Raw genomic sequence first — 20,362 nt, 5'->3', positions numbered from 1 at the left:
CCCTGCGAGGATCAGGGGAGTGATGCCTGCCGCCGTCGCCCAGCCCGTCGGACGGGCTGCCGCTGCGGTGCGGCGGGAGACGGGCCGGTCGGCGCCCACGCGCAGGTCGGCGAGGGCCGGTACGTACCCAGACGCAGCCGGAGGCGGTCACCAGCGCGCCGCCCAGTGCCAGGACGGTTTGGGGCATGGGTTACCTCGCCGCCTCGAGCTCGGCGATCTCGGGGTGGTGCAGGCCGAACGCCTGGGATTCGGAGCGGATCCGCGGCAGCGAGGTGAAGTTGTGCCGCGGCGGCGGGCAGGATGTGGCCCACTCCAGCGAACGGCCATATCCCCACGGGTCGTCGGTCTCGGCTCGCTTGCCGTACTTCGCGGTCTTCCAGACGTTGCAGAAGAACGGCAGGATCGACAGGCCCAGCAGGAACGCCCCGATCAACCCAGTTCTCCCTCGGTTCGCTGCGAGCAGTCCCTCACCCGTCCGCGATGTCCAAGGCGTCGGCTGCCTTGCGGATCACGGAGAGCTCACTCCACAGTGCTTCACCAACGTAGTCCGGGACCCCGCCGGGTCGGCTGACAGAGCTGTCGCGGTACGGCGTGGACGGCAAGGCCTCGCCGCTCTGTTCGAGTCTGTTCGAGCTGACGCCGCCGCTGAACCGCCCGACCGCTCCTACCTGACCGCAACCCTCCTGGGCCGCCACCATGCCAGGGCGAGCGAGCAGCGGATGAAGGTGCGAGTGTCCAAGACGTGGCTCACCTCGTCGTCGCCGACGGCACGCGGCGCACGAAGCGGCGCCGGCCGCTGACCAATCGGGACTGCTGAAGCCGGCCGGCACCGGCGACTGCTCGCCTGGCGGTATGCCCCAGGACGGACCTCGCACGTGAGCGCCACGATGGCCGGGTTTCCCCGACCGGGACGGGAGGTGCAAGCTGGAATGGAGACCGCCTCTCCCATCCCCGAGTGCGGGCTCGGGACACGCGGTCTCGCCACTCCGAGTGGGCTCCCCGGAGCTCGGCAGGAGGGAAGCGAGATGACAACAGAGCAGGTCACCACCGGTACGCGCTGGCGCCTGGCCGGTGACTGGTTCGATGTGTGCAAGTGCGCAATACCGTGCCCCTGCACGTTCGCAGAGCCCCCGACTTACGGTGACTGCGAAGGCGTGATGGTGTGGCACATCCGGGAAGGCAATTTCGGCGACGTGCGGCTCGACGGTCTCAATGTCCTGATGCTCGGCTCCTTCGTCGGAAACCCCTGGGCCGGCACACACACCGACCCGTACGCCGCGATCTTCCTCGACGAACGGGCCGACGAGCAGCAGCGCGGTGCACTCGGCACCATCTTCGGCGGTGAGGCGGGCGGATGGCCGGCGCAGTTCGGGGAGATGTTCCACCCCGAGATGCGCGGCATGGACTTCGCCCCCATCCACGTCGAGATCGACGAGGACCTCACCACCTGGCGAGCCGAGATCCCCGGCAAGGTCATGGCCACCGCCCAGGCACTCACCGGCCCGACAACGCCGGACGGCGCACGCGTCCAGGTCCACAACGCCCCGGGCGCCGAGGTCGGCCCCGGCCAGATCGCCACGTGGGGACGGTCCACAGCCGACCGCGCCGACGCGTTCGGCTTCTCCTGGGAACGCTCGGGGAAGTCGAGCAAACACTTCCCGTTCGACTGGAGCGGTCCTGACTGACGAGCGAGTCGGCCCCGGTAGAGGTCCCATCCGGCGGCGCCCCCGGCACGACGAGTGGCCCACCCGGGCCACTCCCGGTGCGGCGGGAAGAGGCAGCCTAGCGATTGTGTGCTGGGCGGGTAGGGGCGTGCCCGTGCCCCTGTTCGCCGGCTTCGGGTGAGCCACCCATCATCCGCTGCATGGCTGGCCACCGGTGCGCCAGAACCGTATGAGCAACGTCCAGCGCAGGCTTCCTCAGCTGCCGACGGGCCGGCCTGGCGGACGGCACGGTCCTCGGGGCCGGGTGAGTCACATGCCGTCCATCGACGGCATCGAGCCCTGCAACCCCGGCAGCAGCCAGTCCTGGAACGGTGCGAGCACGGCCAGCACGAGAAACGCGATGCCCACGACCCGGCCGAGCAGCGGGCCACGGGACCACAGCTTCTCCACGAAGATCAGCACGGCCAGTCCGGCCATCGCCGCCACGTTCATCACGCCGAGCGGGACCAGGACGACCATCAGTCCCGCGCAGCAGCCGACGCAGTAGGCGCCGTGATGAACGCCCACCCGCAGGTCTCGGACCGGCTGCGGGAACCCGGCGTAGCGCACCAGATGGCTCATGGGGTCACGGCAGTGCCGCAGACAGACATACTTGAGGGGGCCGAGCTGATACAGACCCGCGAGCAGGAACGCCACCGCGCCGATCCAGCGCCCGGCCGTGGGATGGTCGTCCACGAGGCCACCGGTGAGGGCCAGGGCCGCGTAGGCGAGCAGTCCGAATGCGGTCCACACCAGCAGATACCCGCCCACGAACTCCACGGTGCGCACGGTCCGCGTCCAGCCGGAGGACTGGCGGCCGATCCCGCGCACCCACGTGATGGCCACCGGCGCCATGGACGGCAGCATCATGGCGGCCATCATCGTCACCCACAGCAGCAGGAACAGCGGCAGCGCCATCCTCATCGTGCCGGGCTCGACTCCCATGTCCCGGGCCTGCCCGATCGTCAGCACCCAGGCGGGCACAGCGATGAGCGCGACCAGGAACCAGGCGGCCGCGAGATCCCGCGCCGGCAGCAGGCCCCCGCCCGCTCCGGTCGGCGCGGGCGACCGGGCGGACGCGAAGGCGGAAGTCCGGCTGTGACGCATGGGCGTGTACTCCTGTGGGTGGTTCCAGGACATCACGCATCCGGCTGCGACGCGACCTCTCAGCCGCTGTGACAGCTGTCCATGAACGCCAAGATCCGAACACCTTCGGCGAATCCCTCGAACTCCCTGCGGGAGATCCTCAACGCGTTGGCGTACTGGCTGAGGGCCGGCTGTGACTGAAGGCTGTTGCAGCATGACCTGCCGCCGTGGCAGACGGTCTACCGCTACCGGCGGCGATGGCAGCAAGATGGCGTCTGGGAGCGGTTGTTGACGGTTCTCCGCGAGAAAGAGCGGGTGCAGCTCGGCCGTGATCCCCCACCCAGTGCCGACTCGTGGCCAGTCAAAGTAAGCGGCTGGGACAGGGCGCCGACACTGCCTGGCCGTCCGCTGCCAGGGCTCCGGTACCTCCGGCACATCCAGCTGGGCTCCGTCCGGGAAGGGCAGGGGCGGCTGCCGTCCCTGCGGCCTCCAGGGTCTTCCAGCAGGCCACCCACGCCCCCGGCCATGGCCGCCAGCGGCCTCGCCAGTGGGCCGCACTGGCTGCCGGACGGCAGGTCGGCCCTGAGCCGCCTCCCTCCGCCCGGCGCCTCCGGCAGCCTGCTGCGCGCCCACGCGTTCTGCGAGGGCACAGGCGCCGCCGCCGAGCACCGCCCCGGGTGTCCCCCTGGCCCTCTCGCAACGGACCGGCAGTTCCACCGTCACCCCCCGGCCGCGCGCGTGTACGTGGCTGCTGCTCCCCTCCGGACGAAGGCCGCTGCACCGCAGGGCACACGTATGGCCGTTCGGCCGCCGCCTATGCCGCGCAGGCCCTGACGAACGCGTCGGCCAGTTCGGAGGGGCGGGTGAAGAGGGCCTCGTGGCTGCCCGGGGTTTCGATGACCAGCGGGTTCTTGAGCCGCGGCAGGAAGCGGTCGGCCCAGGCCCACTCCCCCGGAAGGGCGAGGTCCTCGGTGGCCAGGACGTAGGCGGTGGGGATGTCGAGTGCGGTGAACGCCGTCGTGTCCGGCTTCTCGGTGAAGGTACCGAGGGGCTGCGGGACGAGCAGGGAGTGGATCAGGCGCTGGGTCTCCTCACTGGCGTCCTGCATGAACGCCTGCTGGAAGACCTCGAAGGGGAACGTCACTGTGTCGTTGCCGGAGGCGGCTGCCACGGCGTGGAACATCTCGCCGTAGTGCGGCGGGCACGCGTCGATCAGGGACTCGCCGTCCTGCGGCACGAACGCGTTCCAGAAGACCAGGCGCCGCAGACGCGAAGCGAGCTTCGGCGCCGCGCCGGCGAGGACGTAACCGCCCCAGCTGTGGCCGACCAGGGTGACGTCGGTCAGCCCGGCACGTTCGACGTAGTCCACAAGGCTGTTCACGCAGTCGGTGAGGGTCACGCCGCGCGGGTCGTCGTCGGCGCCCAGCCCGGCCAGGGTGGGGGTGTGCGCCACATGTCCTGCGGCTCTCAGCTCTGTCGCGACCGGGCGCCATGCCCATCCGCCGTGGCAGGCTCCGGTCACCAGGACGAAGGTCTCGCTCATGTCGGTCTCCTTTGATCGCGTGATCGAGTGGTTGAGTGATCGAGTAGTGGGCGATGAGTTCTGGGTTCACAACCAGCGTGGAATGTCCGGGAGTTCACCCGTGACACGCAGCTCACGCAGCTCTTGGGTGCCGCCCCGGCCGGTGAGCCAGGAGGCCAGGGCGTGCGGCGGTCCGGTGACCGTGGCGCCCGGGACGGGCGTGCCGAGTACGACGGTGCCGTGGCCCTCCGTCGCCAACTCGGCGCCGGTGCCCGGCTCGACGCGGGCCGACATCCACCCGGCCACATCGCGTACGAGGGTCCGGGCGAAGTCGGGCGGCAACGCGTCCATGCCGATGCCCACGCGCAGGTCGACCAGGTGGATCCACACCTCGCGGGCCCGCAGCCACGCCACCTCCGACGCCGGGATCGCACGGCCCTGGCCGCTCACGACGGTGGCCGACCAGGCGTCGGCCGAGAGTGCCTCGGCGGCTTTCCGGAAACGCGCGGCGGATTCCCGTACGTCCGCCCGCTGTTCGGTGAGCGGGCGTCCGGCGCCCGCCTCGATGTCCGTGACGCGCTGGTCCGGCGAGGTGTACATGGGTGCCGGAATCCCCGTCCGGGCCCAGGTCAGCAGGTTGACCAGGGCGTCGGCGTTGCGGGCGAGGTGGGTGAGCAGATGGCCGCGGGTCCAGCCGGGCAGCGCGGACGGTGCGGTGACCGCGTCGTCCGGCATCGCGTCGATGGCCGCTCGCACCCGGTGCTGTCCGTCCTCGACCCACTCGAGAACCCGTTCCGGTCTGCTCACGTCTTGTCCTCGACGACCGTGTTCACGCACTCCCCGATGCCCTCGACCACGGTTCGTACGACCTGGCCGGGCTTCAGGAACACCTTCGGGTCGCGGGCCGCGCCGACCCCGCCCGGGGTGCCGGTGAGCACGAGGTCGCCCGGCTCCAGCGTCGTGAAGGTACTGAGGTACGCGGCGATGTCCGCCGGGGTGAACAGCAGGTCGGACGTGCGTGAGCGCTGCATGACCTGCCCGTCCACCTCCAGGCGGATCTCCAGGTCGGCCGCGTCGTCGATCTCGTCGCCGGTCACCAGCCAGGGCCCGGCCGGCGTGCTGGCCTCCCACGCCTTGCCCTGGAGCCACTGCGGGGTGCGCCACTGCCAGTCCCGCATGGAGATGTCGTTGACGACGGTGTAGCCGGCGATCGCGGCCGCCGCCTCCTCCTTGGTCGCCCGACGGCGCAGCCGCGAACCGATGACGAAACCGAGTTCGGCCTCCCAGTCCAGTTCCTCCGTCTCACCCGGGTGGACGATGTCGTCGCGGGCGCCGAGCAGGACGTTGGCGAACTTGCCGAAGAGAGCGGGGTACGACGGCATCTCGCGGCCCATCTCCGCGATGTGGGCGCGGTAGTTGTGGCCCACGCAGAAGATCTTGGTGGGGGTGGTGACGACCGGGGCGAGGTCGAGAGCCGCCACGTCGTGCGCCGGTCCTTCGACGGCGGCGGCGTGCGCGCGCCAGTCGGGGCGGCGCAGCAGGGCGGCGACGTCGGGGGCGCCGGTCTCCACGGCGCGGTCGCCGTCGAGGCGGACGGCCGCCGTGCCATCGGCGGTGCGGATGGTGGCGAGCTTCATGCGGAGGTGCTCCCGGTCGTTTCGGTGCGGGCGAGGTTCAGTGCCTCGTAGAGCGGCGCGTCGTTGAAGGTGAACAGGTCGAGCCGCGTGTCGGCGGCGATGGTCAGGGCGCACCAGGAGGGGACCGCGATCAGGTCGCCGTCGGACACCTCGATCTCGCGGTCGTCGAGCGTGACGGTGCCGCTGCCGCGGAAGACCTGCCAGACGGACGAGCCGACGGTGCGGCGGGTGGCGGTGGTGGTGCCCGGGCGCAGGCGGTGCATCTCGGTGCGCAGGCTGGTGAGGGCGTCGCGCCCGGTGGCGGGGTTGGTGAAGCGGATACCGGCGTGACCGGGCTCGATGACGCCGGTGTATCCCTCGTCCTCCAGCTCCAGCTGGGCGGTGAGGGCGTCGTCGGTGTCGGCCCAGCGGTAGGCCATGAGCGGGGAGTCGGGGGTGCTGGGAGCTGCGATCGGGCGCAGTCCCGGGTGGCCCCACAGGCGTTCGTTGCGTGAGCGGGACGGGGTGGAGCGGTCCGAGACACCGTCCTCACCGAATTCGAAGAACCCGGCGTCCAGGCGGTGCACGAGCGGGATGTCGAGACCGTCCAGCCAGACCATCGGCGCGTCGCCGACGTGGTGGTGACCGTGCCAGTGCATCGACGGGGTGAGGAGAAGGTCGCCGGGGCGCATCTCGACCGCGTCGCCGCCCACGACCGTCCACACGCCCTCACCCTCCAGGACGAAGCGGAAGGCGCCCTGCGAGTGACGGTGCGCGGGGGCGACCTCGCGCGGGCCGAGGTACTGAACCGCCGCCCACAGATTGGGAGTCGCGTACGGGCGGCCGGGCAGGCCCGGGTTGGCGAGCGCTATCGCGCGGCGCTCGCCGCCGCGCCCGACCGGCACGAGGTCGCCGGCCCGGCGGGCGAGCGGGAGGAGCGTGTCCCACGGCCAGACGTGCGGGACGGCCTCGGGTTGCGGGGTGAGCGGCATGAGGTTGCCGATCTCGGTCCACAGGGGGATGAGTCCCGCGGAGGCGAAGCCGTCGTACAGCTTGCGGAGTTCGGGGTCCGTCTCCTCCGGGGCTATGACGGAGTCACTGGTCATCGGAGGTTCCTTCGGTGTCGAGGCGGCGCGTGATGTCGGCCCGCAGGGCCTTCTTGTCGATCTTTCCGACCTTGGTGGCGGCGAGTTCGGGGACCGTCACCAGCCGGTCGGGGAACTTGAAGCGGGCGATGCCCGCGTTGTCCATGACGTGGTGGATGTCGTCGAGGGCGACCGTGTGTCCCGGTTCAGGTACGACGTAGAGGCAGACGCGCTCCCCCAGTTGCGCGTCGGGCATCGCCACGGCGGCGGCGCGGGCGACACCGGGCGTCTGGTACGCGAAGTTCTCGATCTCCTCGGCGGAGATGTTCTCCCCGCCCCGGATGATCATGTCCTTGTCGCGGCCCTCGACGACGAGGTTGCCGTCGGGCAGCAGTCGCACGATGTCGCCTGTGCGGTACCAGCCGTCCTCGGTGAAGGCGCGGGCGTTCTGCTCCTCGGCGCGGTAGTAGCCGCGCGGCGTGTACGGCCCGCGGGTGAGCAGTACCCCCGGGGTGCCGTCGGGGACCTGGTTGCCCAGTTCGTCGACGACGAGGAGCTCGTCGTCCTTGCACATGGGGCGCCCCTGCGTCGTACAGATGATGTCTTCGGGGTCGTCCAGGTGCGTGTAGTTGAGCAGGCCTTCGGCCATGCCGAACACCTGTTGGAGGGTGCAGCCCAGTTCGGGGCGCACCCGGCGGGCGACGTGGTCGGCCAGCCGGGAGCCGCCGACCTGGAGGATCCGCAGCGAACCCAGGTCGGTTCCGGGGTGTTCTCGGTGGTGGTCGAGCCAGCGCAGGGCGATGGCCGGGACCAGGGCCGAAGCCGTGACGCCCTCTCGTTCGACGATCGGGAACGCCTTCTCCGGGTTGGGCGAACCCAGCACCACCCGGCCGCCGTTCAGCAGCGCGCCCAGCAGGCCGGGGCAGGCGAGCGGGAAGTTGTGCCCGAGGGGCAGTGCGGCGAAGTAGACCGTGTCGGCGCCGAACGCGCAGACCTCGGCGCTGCGGCGGGCGTTGTAGAGGTAGTCGTCGTGGGTGCGGGTGATCAGTTTGGGCAGCCCGGTGGTGCCGCCGGAGAGCAGGAAGACGGCGATCGAGCGGCTGTCCGGCCGGTATCCGTCCACGGTGGCCCGGTCCGTCGGCGTGCTGGGCGCGGCGCACAACTCCCGCAGGTTCACGGCGTCGTCGCCGATCTTGTCGCCGAGTACCAGGACGTGCTTGAGGGTTGGTGAGCCGTCGGCGACCTCGAAGGCCATCGCCTGGTGGTCGTGGTCCTTGAGGACGTCCGGCACCGCGATGGCCACGGCCTCGCTGTGCTCGACCAGGTGGCCGATCTCGTGTCGGCGGTGTCCCGGCAGTGCCATCACCGGGATCACGCCGAGACGCAGACAGGCGTAGGCGAGGATCACGAACTCGGCGGTGTTGGGCAGCTGCACCACCAGCCGGTCGTCCGGGCGGAGCCCGAGCGCGGCCAGCCGCAGTGCCACGGCGTCCGCGCGCTCGGCGAGCCGGCGGTACGTCAGCCGACGCTCGCCGTCGACGAGCGCGACCGTGTCGGGAGTGGCGTCGGCGACGGCGTGGAGCCGGTCGCCGATCGTGTGGCCCTCCCAGTAGCCCTTGTCGGCGTAGCGCCTGGCGTACTCCTCGGGCCAGGGCACAGCGCCTTCGCTGCTCGGCCTGGGCATGGTCGTTCTCCTTAACGGTCCTGTGCGGCCTGTGCGGGGGAAGCGGTGGGGACGATCACGGCGTCCAGTGCGATCAGTCCGTCGGCCGTGAGCCGCAGCGGGTTGATCTCGATCTCGGCGGTGTCGGAGCTCGCGGCGAGGCAGGCGCCGAGTGCCGAGACGACCCGCCCGAACTCGGCGCGATCGAGCACCGGCCCGCCGCGCCAGCCGTCGAGCAGGGCGCGGGCGGCCAGGTCGTCGGGCATCTGGGCGGCCTCCGCGACGGAGAGCGGGGCGAGCCGGATCGCCACGTCGGCGAGCGCCTCGGCGGCCGTGCCGCCCAGCCCGGCGAGGACGACCGGCCCGAACACGGGGTCGCGGCGCGCGCCGAGCACGAGGTCGACGCCGGCCGGGGCCATGGCCTCGACCAGGTAGCGGCGGTCGGGTCCGATGGCGTCCAGGGCAGTGTCGAGTTCGTCGGGGGTGCGCACGCCCAGGTGGACTCCGCCGATCTCCGTCTTGTGGAGGATCGCGGCGTCGAGCACCTTGACCGCGACGGGCCCACCCAGCAGGCGCAGGGCGTGGTGGGCATCGGCGCGGGTGTCGCAGGCGAGGCGTTTCGGGGTGCGGATGCCGAGCGAGGCGAGGAACGTCTTGGCGGCGTCCTCGTCCAGCGGGCCGGACGGCACGGTGGCGGCCGGCTCCTGCCGCGACCCGTCAGTGGCCTTGTCGGTGGGCACGGCACGCTGTCGGGCATGCGTCACCAGGGCCCGTACGGCGTTGGCGGCGGAAGCGGGTCCGGTCAGCGCCGGAATCCCCGCCTTGTGCAGCCGCGCCCGCTGTTCGGCGATGTCCTCGGGCAGGCCGCCGACGACCACCACGGCCGGGGAGTGGGTACCGAGTCCGGCGTCCTGGGCGGCCGAGGCGAGGTCGACGCTGTCGGGTTCGGTGAGGGCGTAGACGGCGAGCAGGTCCACCGCCGGATCCGTGGCCGTTGTCTCCAGCACGCGCGCGAAGGTCTCGGCGGGCCGTCCCGTGTCGACCGGGTTGCGCTGATAGGTGAGCGGGGGCAGCAGTTCGCCCAGCGCCCGCTGCGTGGTCTCGGTCAGCTCCGGCATCCGGACGCCGTCGGCACCCGCCCGGTCCGCCAGTAGCAGCCCCGGCCCGGCCTGGGCGGTCACGATGGCGAGTCCGGGGTCCGGATGGGGACGCAACCGGATGCGGGACAGCGCGGTGAGCGCGTCCACCATCTCCCGTTCGTCGTCCACGACCACGGCCCCGGCCTGCCGCAGTGCGGCCCGCGTCGTACGCCAGGAGGTGGCGAGCGCTCCGGTGTGCGACCGGGCGAAGTCACCGACGTCGCTGCGGCCGACGACCAGGGCCACGACCGGCTTGACGCCTGCCGCCAGCCGTACGGCCTCCACCAGCCCTCGCCCGTCCGGCACCGTCTCCAGATGCAGCGCCACGGCCGTCGTACGACTGTCTCCCGCGAGGTGGGCCAGGACGTCGGCGGCGGTGACGCCGAGGCCTGCCCCGATGCCGACGCCGAGGCTGACGCCGTTGCCGGCGGCGACCAGGTCGAAGGAGAGCGCGTGGTTGACTCCGCCGCTGGCCGCGACCACCGCGATGTCCCCGGCCGGGAGCTGCCCCGCCGCGGGCACGAAGCTGGCCGTCAGGCCCAGGTGGGGGGCGAAGAATCCGGAGGTGTTCGGTCCGAGCAGCCGGATCCCGGTCTCCTGGACGACGAGGCGCAGTGCGTCCGCGTGTGCCTCGCCCGCCGGGCCCGCTTCACCGAAACCGCCGGCGCAGACCAGCGCTGCCCGGCAGCCGGCGGCGGCCGCTTCGGCCAGTGCGTCCGCGCAGCCGGCCGCGGGCACGCACAGGATGGCCAGGTCGAGCCGTCCGGCGGTGTGTGCGGCTGCTTCGGCGACCGACGCGTACACGCCCTCGCCGGGCTCCGGGCGGCGTGCGTTGACCAGGGCTCGGGCGCCGGGGAAGGGGGCCAGCGAGCGGGCCATGGCGGCGCCCAGCTTTCCGCTCTGCCGGGAGGCGCCGATCACGACCACGCCCTCGGGCGCGAAGAGCGGCGTCAGATCGGTGCTCATGCCCGCTCTCCCGCCACCAGGTCGGCGCGCCCGGACAGCAGCAGCGTCTCCGCGCGATCGTCGTCCATCGTGTCCTCCACGATCAGTACGGGGATGCCGTGCACCAGCCGGGCCTGTTCGGCGAGCAGCGACCGGGTGAACGGGGTTCCGCCCTGTACGGCGACCAGGTCCGGCGGATCGTCACCACTCAGGGTTTCGGCCAACTCGGCGTAGATTGGCGGCAGTTGAGTCTCACCTTCGGGTGCGGTGAGCCACCGGCATCCGCTGGAGCGCAGCGCCGTGAGCTCCTGCGACGTCAGCCGCCGTCCGCCGAACTCCCTGAAGGGGGTGTCCAGGGGGTCGTGTCCGTCGTGTGCCGCCCGCCAGTCCCCTGCGACCTGGTCGACGAACTCGGGGTCGCGGCGCGCGATGCGTCCCTTGCCGATGCTGCGGGAGATGAAATGGAAGGCGAACTGCGTCGGTTCGAACGCGTCGTGGTAGCGCCCGAAGTGCTCCCACCAGGACAGGCTCGGCCGGGCGGAGCCCTGGATCCTCTCCACCGAGGGGCGCCTGGCCGCCTCGTACGCCTCCAGGGCGCTCGGCAGGTCGTCGCGGTGCGCGAGGAGGCTGTCGGCGAGGGCGACGGCGTCCTCCAGTGCCATCTTCGTACCGGAGCCGACGGAGAAGTGCGCGGTGTGCGCGGCGTCGCCGAGCAGGACGACGTTGCCGCTGTGCCAGCGCCGGGTGCGCCGGGTGCGGAAGTTGCCCCAGCGGGAGTTGTTGACCAGCAGTTCGTGCCCGTCGATCTGTTCGGCGAAGAGCTTCTCCAGGTACGCCTTGCTCTTCTCGTCACTCGGGCCGGGCGGCACCGCTGTGTCGAACTCGGCGAGGCCCGCCCTGCGCCAGGACTCGTCGTCCGTCTCGACGATGAAGGTGCTCACGCTGTCGCTGATCGGGTAGCCGTGCACGGCGAACGTGCCGTGCGGGCCGTGTTCGTGGACGAAGGTCAGGCCGTCGAAGAGATAGTCCGTGCCGAACCAGATGAACTTCGCGGTCGCGACCTCCACCTCCGGCACCAGCACGTCGGCGAGGCGGTCGCGCAGCCGGGAGTTCGCCCCGTCGGCGGCCACGATCACGTCGTAGTCGGCCAGCTCGGCCGGATCGGCGGGAACCTCGTGGCTGAACCGGAGCTCGACCCCGACCTCCTCGGCCCGCCGGTGCAGCAGCTGGAGCAGGGTCCTGCGGGTGATGGCGGCCATGCCGTTGCCACCGCACCGAATCCGCTGCCCCTTCAGCCGCACCTCGATGTCGTCCCAGTGCCGGCCGTGGTCGGCGAGAGCCGTGCGCAGCACGGGGTCGGCCGCGTGGATCGCGGCCAGGGTCGCGTCGGAGAACACCACGCCGAAGCCGAAGGTGTCCTCCGCGCGGTTGCGTTCGAAGACCGTCACCTCGACCGACGGATCGGCCTGCTTGATGAGCGCTGCGAAGAACAGCCCACCGGGGCCGCCTCCCACGCAAGCGATCCGAGTAACCATGGCTCCTGCCTCCACGTCGAGTACAGGCCAAGACTCAGGCCCAGACATATCTCGTGTCAATGGATGCACGGGCGTGAATAATTTGTTGCGCTTCGGAGGGGCTGTTTCCACAGCAAAACCAAGCATCTAGCCAGTCCGACGGTTGGTTCTTGTGACGGTCGCCCCTGTGGCATAGTCGGTTCCGTGAAGCCTCGATCGATCGTCTTCGACCTGTTCGGCGACTACGTCCGCTACCGCGGCGGCGCCGCCCGGCTGCGTACCCTCAGCACGCTGATGGGCTGCTTCGGTGTCGGCGAGAGCACGGTACGGGTGGTCCTCGCGCGGCTGCGCAAGGAGGACTGGTTCGACGTCCGACGCGAGGGCAGGGAGACGGTCTACACGCTCAACAAGCGCAGTCTCCAGCTCCTCGACGAGGGCCGCGCACGCATCTTCGACCGGGCCCCGTCCGACTGGGACCGGCACTGGCACATGGTCATCTACTCGGTCCCCGAGACCGAGCGCGGTGTACGCGACCGCATCCGCAAGGAGCTGGCGTGGCTGGGCTTCGGCCCCCTGGCCCCGTCCACCTACGTCTCCCCGCACGACCGGCTCCAGCAGGTCCGGGAGAAGTTCGCGGACGAGCCGGCCATGCGCCTGGACACCCTGCGCTGCCAGTCGGGCGGTCTGCCCGTGGACCGCGAGATGGCGGCGCGCGGCTGGGACCTCGCCGCCCTCAACGAGGACTACCGGGAGCTGCTGCGCACCTACCGCAGCCGGATGCCGTCGTACCGGGCCGGGCACCTCAGCCCCGAGGAGGCGATGGTCGAGCGCATGCGGCTGACCTACGACTACCGCAAGTTCCCCTTCCGCGACCCGGACCTGCCGACCGATCTCCTTCCCGCGGGCTGGGTGGGCCACGAGGCGCACGAGATGTTCCTGGAGGCCCACGAGGTCCTCGGCCCCGCCGCCGAGTCCTACTACGACGAGGTGGCCGGCCCGCGTCCCCTCACGTAGGGCTCGTAGGGCTGTCTACGGCAGATACCCCAGCTCGTGCGAGGCCGCGGCCACGGTGTCGCGCAGCTCCTCGGTCACCTCGGCCAGGTGGTCCGGTGTGCCCAGGCTCTCGGGCAGGACGACGGAGACGGCGAGCGGCAGCGGGTCGCCTGCCGCGAAGACCGGCGCGGCGACCGAGATGATGCCCGGGATCACGCCGCTGTGCGTCACGACGTGCCCGGCGCCGCGGATCCGCGCCCGGGTGGCGGCGAGGCGCTCGCTCGTCCACTCCGCCTCCCTGCCGCGGAGCTCTCCGCTCAGCACCTCGTCCGTGAGACTCTCGGGCAGGTGCGCCAGGAAGACCTGGCCCACGGATGACGTGAGCAGGGGAAGCGTGGCGCCGACGCGCACCGTCAGGGGCAGCGGGCGGGTGCCGTACGCCCAGCTCACCACGATGGGGCCGCGGTCCCCCCACACCGCGAGGTTCACGGAGTGGCCCGTGCGGTCGCGGAGCTGTGTCGCGTGGCCGCTCACCACCGCCACCTCGTTGGTGCGGCGCAGCGACTCGGCGCCCATACGGCGCATCGCGGCCCCGAAGTCGTAGAGTCCCGAGGCGGGATCCTGCGAGGTCAGACCGATGCGGCCGAGGCTGACGAGGTAGCGGTGCACCTTGCTGGGCTGCATGCCGCTCGCCTGCGCGATCGCCGACAGGCTCAGCGCACCGCCGCCGCTCTCCAGCGCCAGCAGGACCCTCATCGCCATCTCGACGGACTGGATGCCCTGCCGCTCCCCGTTCTCCCTGGGGTCAGTCGTGGTCACAGCGCAGCCTTCTCCCCTGCCGGTGCATGAACGCGGTCAGCCTATCCAGGCGGCCGATACAACGGATCTTACATTCACTATTGCGGAACGCGTTACGTTCTGGTGAACTGCGGGAGCGGTGGCGGTCACCTCCCCCGACAGTCCCGCCCCACGGCGGCCCGTCTCGCAGCCGCCCGGAGCCACTCGTCCTCCGGCGCACGCACCCCGCGCATCCCATCCGCCCGGCCACTCACACCGAGCCTGGCGCCGCCGCACCCGCCTTGCCTACGGGACCTCAACGGCAGAACGAGGCCCGCGTACGGGATTCCCGCATACAAGATCCCTCCGAGGAGAACTCCGCGATGAAGCTGATCGGCCTCGAAGAACACTTCGTGACCCCTGACCTGGTGGGCCACGGCGCCTCCACCGCCTCCATCGCCCAGCCCCATGCGTGGGCCGAGGCCTCCCGGCGGCTCCTCGACCTCACCGAGGAACGCCTCGACGCCATGGACGCCTCCGGCCTGGACATGCAGGTGCTTTCACTCAACTCCCCCGGCCTCCAGGCGGAGAAGGACCCGGCCTCCGCCGTACGCCAGGCGATCACCGTCAACGACTTCCTCACCGGTGTCATCACCGAGCACCCCGACCGCTTCTCGGGCTTCGCCGCCCTGCCGCTGCAGGACCCCAAGGCCGCCGCCGACGAACTGGAACGCGCGGTCACCCAGCTCGGCCTGCGCGGCGCCCTCGTCAACGCGCACACCCACGGCAGGTACCTGGACGACCCCGCCCTGCGCGTCGTCTGGGAGCGCGCCGAACACCTCGACGTACCGCTCTATCTGCACCCGGCCAACGGCGTCGACACCGCGCACGTGCTCTCCGGTCACCCCGAACTCGTCGGACCGATGTGGAGCTGGGGAATCGACACCGCCACCCACGCCCTGCGCCTGATCTTCGGCGGGGTCTTCGACGACTTCCCGAACGCCAAGCTGCTCCTCGGCCACATGGGAGAGGGACTGCCCTACGTGATGTGGCGCATGGACTCCCGCTGGGAGTTCCACGCGCACCACGGCATCGAGCTCAAGCGCGGGCGCCCCTCGGAGTACATCCGGCACAACCTCTACATCACGACCAGCGGCGTCTGCTCCCCCGCCCCGCTGCTCACCGCCCTGCTGTCGATGGGCGCCGACCACATCCTCTTCGGCACCGACTACCCCTTCGAGGACATCGAGACGGCCACGGCGTTCCTGCGGGACGCCCCGATCAGCGACGCCGACCGGCTCAAGATCGGCCACCAGAACGCCGAGAAGCTCCTCGGCCTCACCACCACGCCCGCCCTCGCGGGTGTCTGAGCGGAAGGGAACGCACGTGTACGACGTCGCCGTCATCGGGTACGGGCCCGTCGGCATGGTCACCGCGGCGCTGCTCGGTCAGGCAGGCCACGACGTGGTCGTCCTGGAGCGGTACCCGACTCTTTACAACCTTCCGCGCGCCGCCATCTTCGACGACGAGACGATGCGGACCTTCGACCGCCTCGGAATCTCCCGCGATCTGCTGCCCACCCTGCACGTCCAGCGCAACTACGAGTGGCGCAACGGCGCGGGCGAGCTCCTCATCGAGCACGACTTCGCCGCCGTCGGCGGCCAGGGCTGGGCGGAGTGGTACATGATGTACCAGCCCTATCTGGAGGACACCCTCGACGGCCTGGTCCGCGGTCTCGGAAACGTCGAGATCCGCATGGATTCCCGGGTCGACGGCCTGCGGAGCACGCCCCACGGCGTGGACATCCAGGTCGAGGGAAGCGACACGGCCGTCTCGGCCCGGTACGTCGTAGCCTGCGACGGCGGCAACAGCTTCACCCGCACCTGGCTCGGCGTCGGGCAGGAGGACTACGGGTTCTCCGAGCCGTGGATGGTCTGCGACTTCCGCCTGACCGGTCCCACGGACATTCCCAAGGCCCGTCAGGTGTGCGACCCGAAGCAGCCGGTGTCGATCATCTCGCTGGGCCCCCGGCACCACCGGTTCAGTTTCATGCTCGACTCGGCGGACTCCTTCCCCGTCGAGCGGGAGCCCGACCGGGTGTGGGCCCGGGTCGCCGGCCACGTCGGCCGCTCGCAGGCCGAACTCGTCCGCGTCGCCACGTACACGTTCCGCTCGCTCGTCGCGGAGCGCTGGCGCAGCGACCGGGTCCTTCTCGCCGGGGACGCGGCCCATCAGATGCCGCCGTTCCTGGGACAGGGCATGTGCTCGGGCATCCGCGACGCCCAGAACATCGCCTTCAAGCTCGACGCCGTGCTGCGCGGCGCCGACGACGCGCTCCTGGACACCTACCAGAGCGAACGCGAGCCGCATGTGCGGGCCATCATCGCCAAGGGCATCGAACTGGGCCGGGTACAGACCATGCGCGATCCGGTGGCCGCCGCCGAGCGGGACACCCGCCTGATCGCGCTGCGCGAGGCGGACGGGCGCCCCGAGAAGATGCGCTTCCCGGGCCTCGGCCCCGGCCTGCACGACGAGTCGCCGCAGGCCGGGCACCTGATGCCGCAGGGCCGGGTGGAGTCGCACGGCGCCGAAGGGCTCTTCGACGAGGTTCTCGGACGCGGATTCGTGCTCCTCGTAGACGGCCGGGCCGGCGCCTCGCTCGACGCCTCGACCACAGAAGCGGCCGCCCGACTCGGCGTGGCCGTCCACCACCTCACCGACCGCCGCCTCACCACGGAGGGGATCACCGATGTCGGCGGCGTCTACGGGCGCTGGTTCGACGAGACCGGCCGCACAGCCGTGCTGTGGCGGCCCGACTTCTACATCCTCGGCACCGTGGGCGTCCTCCTCGACGTCCCGGCGCTCCTGACCACACTTGCCTCAGCAGTCGAGCCGGTACAGGCTCCTGCCACAGCTGGAGAAGGGATCCGGCCATGACCGCACCCGCCGCCGTCCGCCCGCAGGTCCGCAGAGTGTCCGCGAGCACGTTCATGCTGATCGCCGCCTGGGTCGTCGCGTCCCTCGAGGGCTACGACCTCGCCGTGTACGGCGTCACCGTCCCCGCGATCCTCGGCGACCCCTCACTCGGCATCGACAAGGCCGAGGCCGGCACGATCGGCTCCCTCGTCGGCATCGGGATGCTGATCGGCGCGGCACTCGCCGGAGCCCTGCTCCACCGCACCGGCCCACGTCGGCTCCTGCTCGTCGGCAGCACCGTGTTCTCGCTCGGGATGGCGGTCTGCACCTTCGCCGGTGGCGTCCCGTCGTTCGGCGCCGGACGCCTCGTCGTCGGCCTCGGCCTCGGCCTCGTACTGCCCACCATCAACGCCTACGTCGCCGACCTCAGCGAGCCGGGCCGTCGCAGCCGCAACGTCGCCCTGATCATGAGCGGCTACGCGGCCGGCGCCCTGCTTTCCCCGCTGCTCGGCACCGCCCTGCTTCCCGACGTCTCGTACCGCTGGCTGTACGTGATCGGCGTGCTCCCGGTGTTCCTGGCCATACCGCTCGTGCTCCGGCTCCCCGAGAGCCCGTTCCACCTCCACCGGACGGGCCGCGCAGCCGAGGCGAGAGCGGTGGAGGAGCAGCACGGCCTCGCCCCGTCGGTCGCCGCGCCGACGTCGGACCCCGGCCGCATGCTCGGCCTCGGATCGCTGCTCACGGGCGGCCTCGCGGTGTCGACCCTGCTGTTCTGGGCCATGTCCTTCTGCGGGCTCCTGCTCGTCTTCGGCATCAGCACCTGGCTGCCCAGCATCATGCAGGCCGCCGGCTTCTCCCTCGGCTCGGCACTGCTGCAGACGGCGGCGATGTGGCTGGGCGTCGGTGTCGGGGCCATCGTCGGCGGCCGGGTCGCGGACGCGCTCGGCGCCAAGCGTGTCGTGGTCGTCGCGTTCCTGGTCGGCACGGTGAGCCTGATCGCGATGAGCACCCGTCCGCCGACGCCCGTCATGTTCGTGCTCATGTTCATCAGCGGGTTCGGGTTCATCGGTTCGCAGATCCTCGGCAACGCGTTCATCGTGACCAGGTACCCGGACGCCGTCCGCGGCAACGGCCTCGCGTGGGCCCTGTCCATCGGCCGCTTCGGCGCGATCGCCGGCCCGTCCCTGGGCGCGTTCGTCCTCGGCTCGGGCGCGGACGTCGAGTGGGCCTTCTACGCCTTCGCCGTCCCCGCGCTCGTCGGGGCGTTCGCAGCGAGTGCCGTGCCCCGAGCGCGGGCGGTGAAGGTGTGACCGACGTCGCTTCGCCGGTCGTCCACGAATCGCCGGTCGTCTACGAATCCTGGGGCCAGCGGGTCGTCTTCGGCTCGGGCACGGTCCGCGAGGACGTGGCCGCGGCGGTCACCGGGCTCGGCGCGAGCCGGGTCCTGGTGATCGCGGCCGAGGGGGAACGTGCCCTGGCCGAGGACATCTGCAAGGACATCCCGGTCGTGGCGGTCTTCGGCGGCGTCCGGCCGCACGTGCCGGCCGAGGTGGCACAGGCCGTGCGGGCCGCGGCCCACAAGCACCGGGCCGACCTGCTGCTGAGCGTCGGCGGAGGGTCGACGACGGGCACCGCCAAGGCTGCGGCACTCACCACCGGGCTGCCGATCCTCGCCGTCCCGACGACCTACGCCGGTTCCGAGGCCACCCCCGTGTGGGGCCTCACCGAGGACGGCCACAAGCGCACCGGCGTCGACCGGAAGGTGCTCCCCCGGGTCGTCGTCTACGACGCCACACTCATGCTGTCCCTGCCGACGAGGCTGTCGGTGACGTCCGGCCTCAACGCCCTCGCCCATTGCGTCGACGCGTGGTGGGCGCCCCGCCACAATCCGATCAGCTCCGCGCTGGCCGTCGAGGGCGTCCGCTCGCTGGCATCCGCACTGCCGCGCATCGTCGCCGACGGTCAGGACGTCGCGGCCCGCCGCGAGATCCTCTTCGGCACCTACCTCGGCGCGGTCGCCTTCGCGGGAGCCGGCTCCGGGCTGCACCACAAGGTGTGTCACGTCCTCGGGGGCGCGTACGACCTCGAACACGCCGCCCTCCACTCGGTGGTACTTCCGCACGTGGTCGGCCTCAACCTGGCGGCAGCGCCCGAGGCGGCCAGGCACCTCGGAGCCGCGCTCGACGAACGCACCGACCCCTTCGGCGCGTTGCTCGCCCTTTACGCGCAGCTCGAACCCCCTTCCTCACTGCACGAGTTGGGCCTGACAGAGAAGGAACTCGACCGGGCCGCCGACCTGGTCATGGCCCAAGTGCCGGACTCCAACCCGCGCCCGGTCGACCGCGACGAGATGCGCGAGCTGCTCGGCCGCGCGCACCGGGGCGACACCCCGGTGCCGGTACCGGTCACCGCCCGTGGCACAAAGAGCAACCTTGAGGACTGAGACTGACATGCCTGAGACGACTGAACAGCACCTCACCGACCAGGTCGTCGCGAGCTTCGACACCGCGAAGGACGAACGGTTCCGCGAGGTCATGCAGGCGCTGGTGCGGCACGCCCACGCGTTCGTGCGCGAGACCCGCCTCACCGAAGCCGAATGGGGCGCGGCGATCGAGTTCCTGACCGCGTCCGGTCACATCACGACCGACAACCGGCAGGAGTTCGTCCTCCTCTCCGACGTCCTCGGCATCTCCATGCTCACCGTCGCGGTGAGCGAACCGGACCACGGCGAGTCGACGGAGTCCACGGTCCTCGGCCCCTTCTTCGTCCAGGACTCGCCCGAGATCGAACTCGGCGGGGACATCGCGGGCGATGCGAAGGGCGAGCCTTCGTGGGTCACCGGCACGGTCACGGACACCGACGGCACCCCGGTTGCCGGGGCCCGCATCGAGGTGTGGGAAGCCGACGACGACGGCATGTACGACGTCCAGTACGACGACGGTGCCCTGGCCGGGCGAGCGCACCTGTTCGCCGACGCGGAGGGCGGCTACCGGTTCTGGGCGCTCACCCCCACGCCCTACCCGATCCCGGACGACGGCCCCGTCGGCCGGCTCCTCCAGCACGCCGGCCGCTCACCGATGCGGGCATCGCACCTCCACTTCAAGGTGACCGCCCCCGGCTTCCACCCGCTCACCACGCACATCTTCGTCGCGGGCGATCCCGGCCTGGCCGGCGACTCGGTATTCGGCGTGAAGGAGTCGCTCGTCCGCCCCCTCGACCACCACCACCCGGGAACGCCGACGCCGGGCGGCCGTCGGTTGGAAGGGTCGTGGACCTCGGCAAGCTTCGACATCGTCCTCAGGAAGGGGGTCTGGCACAGATCTTGGGGAGCGGTCGCAGAGGGTGACGATGTCGTTCGATTGAAAGGGTCGTCATGATCCCGGCTGCCGGGCTCAAACGGTCA

The 20,362-nt window shown here is 71.2% G+C and carries 16 protein-coding genes and 1 pseudogene; 7 read left to right on the top strand and 10 right to left on the bottom strand.

The features are described from left to right. Positions 1-190: 190 nt before the first annotated feature. A pseudogene (locus PV396_RS44210) lies at positions 191-430 on the bottom strand (cytochrome ubiquinol oxidase subunit I); the annotation flags it as partial. Between the two features lie 595 nt (positions 431-1,025). Here PV396_RS44210 and PV396_RS44205 point away from each other — a divergent pair. Then, positions 1,026-1,685: a DUF1326 domain-containing protein gene (locus PV396_RS44205; protein WP_319214040.1), complete on the top strand. Its 660-nt coding sequence runs from the start codon at positions 1,026-1,028 to the stop codon at positions 1,683-1,685. A 288-nt stretch (positions 1,686-1,973) separates the two neighbouring features. Here PV396_RS44205 and PV396_RS44200 read toward each other — a convergent pair whose 3' ends face one another. The 8 genes from PV396_RS44200 to PV396_RS44165 all read right to left on the bottom strand — a co-directional run bounded on the left by PV396_RS44200 (position 1,974) and on the right by PV396_RS44165 (position 12,273). Next, positions 1,974-2,810, bottom strand: coding sequence for a DUF2182 domain-containing protein (locus tag PV396_RS44200; protein ID WP_319214039.1), 837 nt, complete (start codon positions 2,808-2,810; stop codon positions 1,974-1,976). Positions 2,811-3,603: 793 nt separating this feature from the next. Continuing rightward, positions 3,604-4,332, bottom strand: a complete 729-nt coding sequence (locus PV396_RS44195; protein ID WP_319214038.1) for an alpha/beta fold hydrolase — start codon at positions 4,330-4,332, stop codon at positions 3,604-3,606. A 66-nt stretch (positions 4,333-4,398) separates the two neighbouring features. Next, entirely contained in the window at positions 4,399-5,118 is a 720-nt protein-coding gene (locus PV396_RS44190) for a maleylpyruvate isomerase family mycothiol-dependent enzyme (protein ID WP_319214037.1), read from the bottom strand. Then, positions 5,115-5,948, bottom strand: a complete 834-nt coding sequence (locus PV396_RS44185) for a fumarylacetoacetate hydrolase family protein (protein WP_319214036.1) — start codon at positions 5,946-5,948, stop codon at positions 5,115-5,117. The genes PV396_RS44190 and PV396_RS44185 overlap by 4 nt, the downstream gene beginning before the upstream one ends. Further along, positions 5,945-7,033 (bottom strand): cupin domain-containing protein, encoded by a 1,089-nt coding sequence (locus tag PV396_RS44180; RefSeq protein ID WP_319214035.1) that lies wholly within the window; start codon positions 7,031-7,033, stop codon positions 5,945-5,947. Before PV396_RS44180 ends, PV396_RS44185 begins: the two co-directional genes overlap by 4 nt. After that, a complete protein-coding gene (locus tag PV396_RS44175) occupies positions 7,023-8,696 on the bottom strand; it encodes a (2,3-dihydroxybenzoyl)adenylate synthase (protein WP_319214034.1) in 1,674 nt (557 codons plus the stop codon). The genes PV396_RS44180 and PV396_RS44175 overlap by 11 nt, the downstream gene beginning before the upstream one ends. 11 nt (positions 8,697-8,707) lie before the next feature. Beyond that, positions 8,708-10,780, bottom strand: coding sequence for an acetate--CoA ligase family protein (locus tag PV396_RS44170; protein ID WP_319214033.1), 2,073 nt, complete (start codon positions 10,778-10,780; stop codon positions 8,708-8,710). Further along, positions 10,777-12,273: an FAD-dependent monooxygenase gene (locus PV396_RS44165; protein ID WP_319214032.1), complete on the bottom strand. Its 1,497-nt coding sequence runs from the start codon at positions 12,271-12,273 to the stop codon at positions 10,777-10,779. The genes PV396_RS44170 and PV396_RS44165 overlap by 4 nt, the downstream gene beginning before the upstream one ends. A gap of 204 nt (positions 12,274-12,477) precedes the next feature. On the opposite strand from PV396_RS44165, the gene PV396_RS44160 reads away from it, so the two are divergent. After that, positions 12,478-13,287 carry a PaaX family transcriptional regulator C-terminal domain-containing protein gene (locus PV396_RS44160; RefSeq protein WP_319214031.1) on the top strand — a complete coding sequence of 270 codons (810 nt, stop codon included), beginning with the start codon at positions 12,478-12,480 and terminating at the stop codon, positions 13,285-13,287. 15 nt (positions 13,288-13,302) lie between these two features. Here PV396_RS44160 and PV396_RS44155 read toward each other — a convergent pair whose 3' ends face one another. Beyond that, positions 13,303-14,085, bottom strand: a complete 783-nt coding sequence (locus PV396_RS44155; protein WP_319214030.1) for an IclR family transcriptional regulator — start codon at positions 14,083-14,085, stop codon at positions 13,303-13,305. A 341-nt stretch (positions 14,086-14,426) separates the two neighbouring features. On the opposite strand from PV396_RS44155, the gene PV396_RS44150 reads away from it, so the two are divergent. The 5 genes from PV396_RS44150 to PV396_RS44130 are packed head-to-tail and all read left to right on the top strand — an operon-like array spanning position 14,427 to position 20,336. Beyond that, positions 14,427-15,413, top strand: a complete 987-nt coding sequence (locus tag PV396_RS44150; protein ID WP_319214029.1) for an amidohydrolase family protein — start codon at positions 14,427-14,429, stop codon at positions 15,411-15,413. Between the two features lie 16 nt (positions 15,414-15,429). Next, positions 15,430-16,980, top strand: coding sequence for a bifunctional 3-(3-hydroxy-phenyl)propionate/3-hydroxycinnamic acid hydroxylase (locus tag PV396_RS44145; RefSeq protein WP_319214028.1), 1,551 nt, complete (start codon positions 15,430-15,432; stop codon positions 16,978-16,980). After that, positions 16,977-18,269: an MFS transporter gene (locus PV396_RS44140; RefSeq protein WP_319214027.1), complete on the top strand. Its 1,293-nt coding sequence runs from the start codon at positions 16,977-16,979 to the stop codon at positions 18,267-18,269. The genes PV396_RS44145 and PV396_RS44140 overlap by 4 nt, the downstream gene beginning before the upstream one ends. Further along, positions 18,266-19,402 (top strand): maleylacetate reductase, encoded by a 1,137-nt coding sequence (locus tag PV396_RS44135; protein ID WP_319214026.1) that lies wholly within the window; start codon positions 18,266-18,268, stop codon positions 19,400-19,402. The genes PV396_RS44140 and PV396_RS44135 overlap by 4 nt, the downstream gene beginning before the upstream one ends. A gap of 7 nt (positions 19,403-19,409) precedes the next feature. Continuing rightward, the gene (locus tag PV396_RS44130) at positions 19,410-20,336 is read left to right on the top strand and encodes a dioxygenase (RefSeq protein ID WP_319214025.1); all 927 of its coding nucleotides are present in this window, start codon (positions 19,410-19,412) and stop codon (positions 20,334-20,336) included. The last annotated feature ends 26 nt before the right edge of the window (positions 20,337-20,362 follow it).

It is taken from the genome of Streptomyces sp. ME02-8801-2C (assembly GCF_033793965.1).
Taxonomy (GTDB): Bacteria; Actinomycetota; Actinomycetes; order Streptomycetales; family Streptomycetaceae; genus Streptomyces.
Note: the sequence above shows the minus strand (reverse complement) of the source record. Positions and strands in the feature narration are given on the sequence as shown.

Excerpts from the sequence above, each read along its gene's own strand:
- PV396_RS44200 (WP_319214039.1), bottom strand. The coding sequence starts at position 2,810 with ATGCGTCACAGCCGGACTTCCGCCTTCGCGTCCGCCCGGTCGCCCGCG.
- PV396_RS44205 (WP_319214040.1), top strand. The coding sequence starts at position 1,026 with ATGACAACAGAGCAGGTCACCACCGGTACGCGCTGGCGCCTGGCCGGT.
- PV396_RS44175 (WP_319214034.1), bottom strand. The coding sequence starts at position 8,696 with ATGCCCAGGCCGAGCAGCGAAGGCGCTGTGCCCTGGCCCGAGGAGTAC.
- PV396_RS44180 (WP_319214035.1), bottom strand. The coding sequence starts at position 7,033 with ATGACCAGTGACTCCGTCATAGCCCCGGAGGAGACGGACCCCGAACTC.
- PV396_RS44130 (WP_319214025.1), top strand. The coding sequence starts at position 19,410 with ATGCCTGAGACGACTGAACAGCACCTCACCGACCAGGTCGTCGCGAGC.
- PV396_RS44185 (WP_319214036.1), bottom strand. The coding sequence starts at position 5,948 with ATGAAGCTCGCCACCATCCGCACCGCCGATGGCACGGCGGCCGTCCGC.
- PV396_RS44150 (WP_319214029.1), top strand. The coding sequence starts at position 14,427 with ATGAAGCTGATCGGCCTCGAAGAACACTTCGTGACCCCTGACCTGGTG.
- PV396_RS44195 (WP_319214038.1), bottom strand. The coding sequence starts at position 4,332 with ATGAGCGAGACCTTCGTCCTGGTGACCGGAGCCTGCCACGGCGGATGG.
- PV396_RS44140 (WP_319214027.1), top strand. The coding sequence starts at position 16,977 with ATGACCGCACCCGCCGCCGTCCGCCCGCAGGTCCGCAGAGTGTCCGCG.
- PV396_RS44170 (WP_319214033.1), bottom strand. The coding sequence starts at position 10,780 with ATGAGCACCGATCTGACGCCGCTCTTCGCGCCCGAGGGCGTGGTCGTG.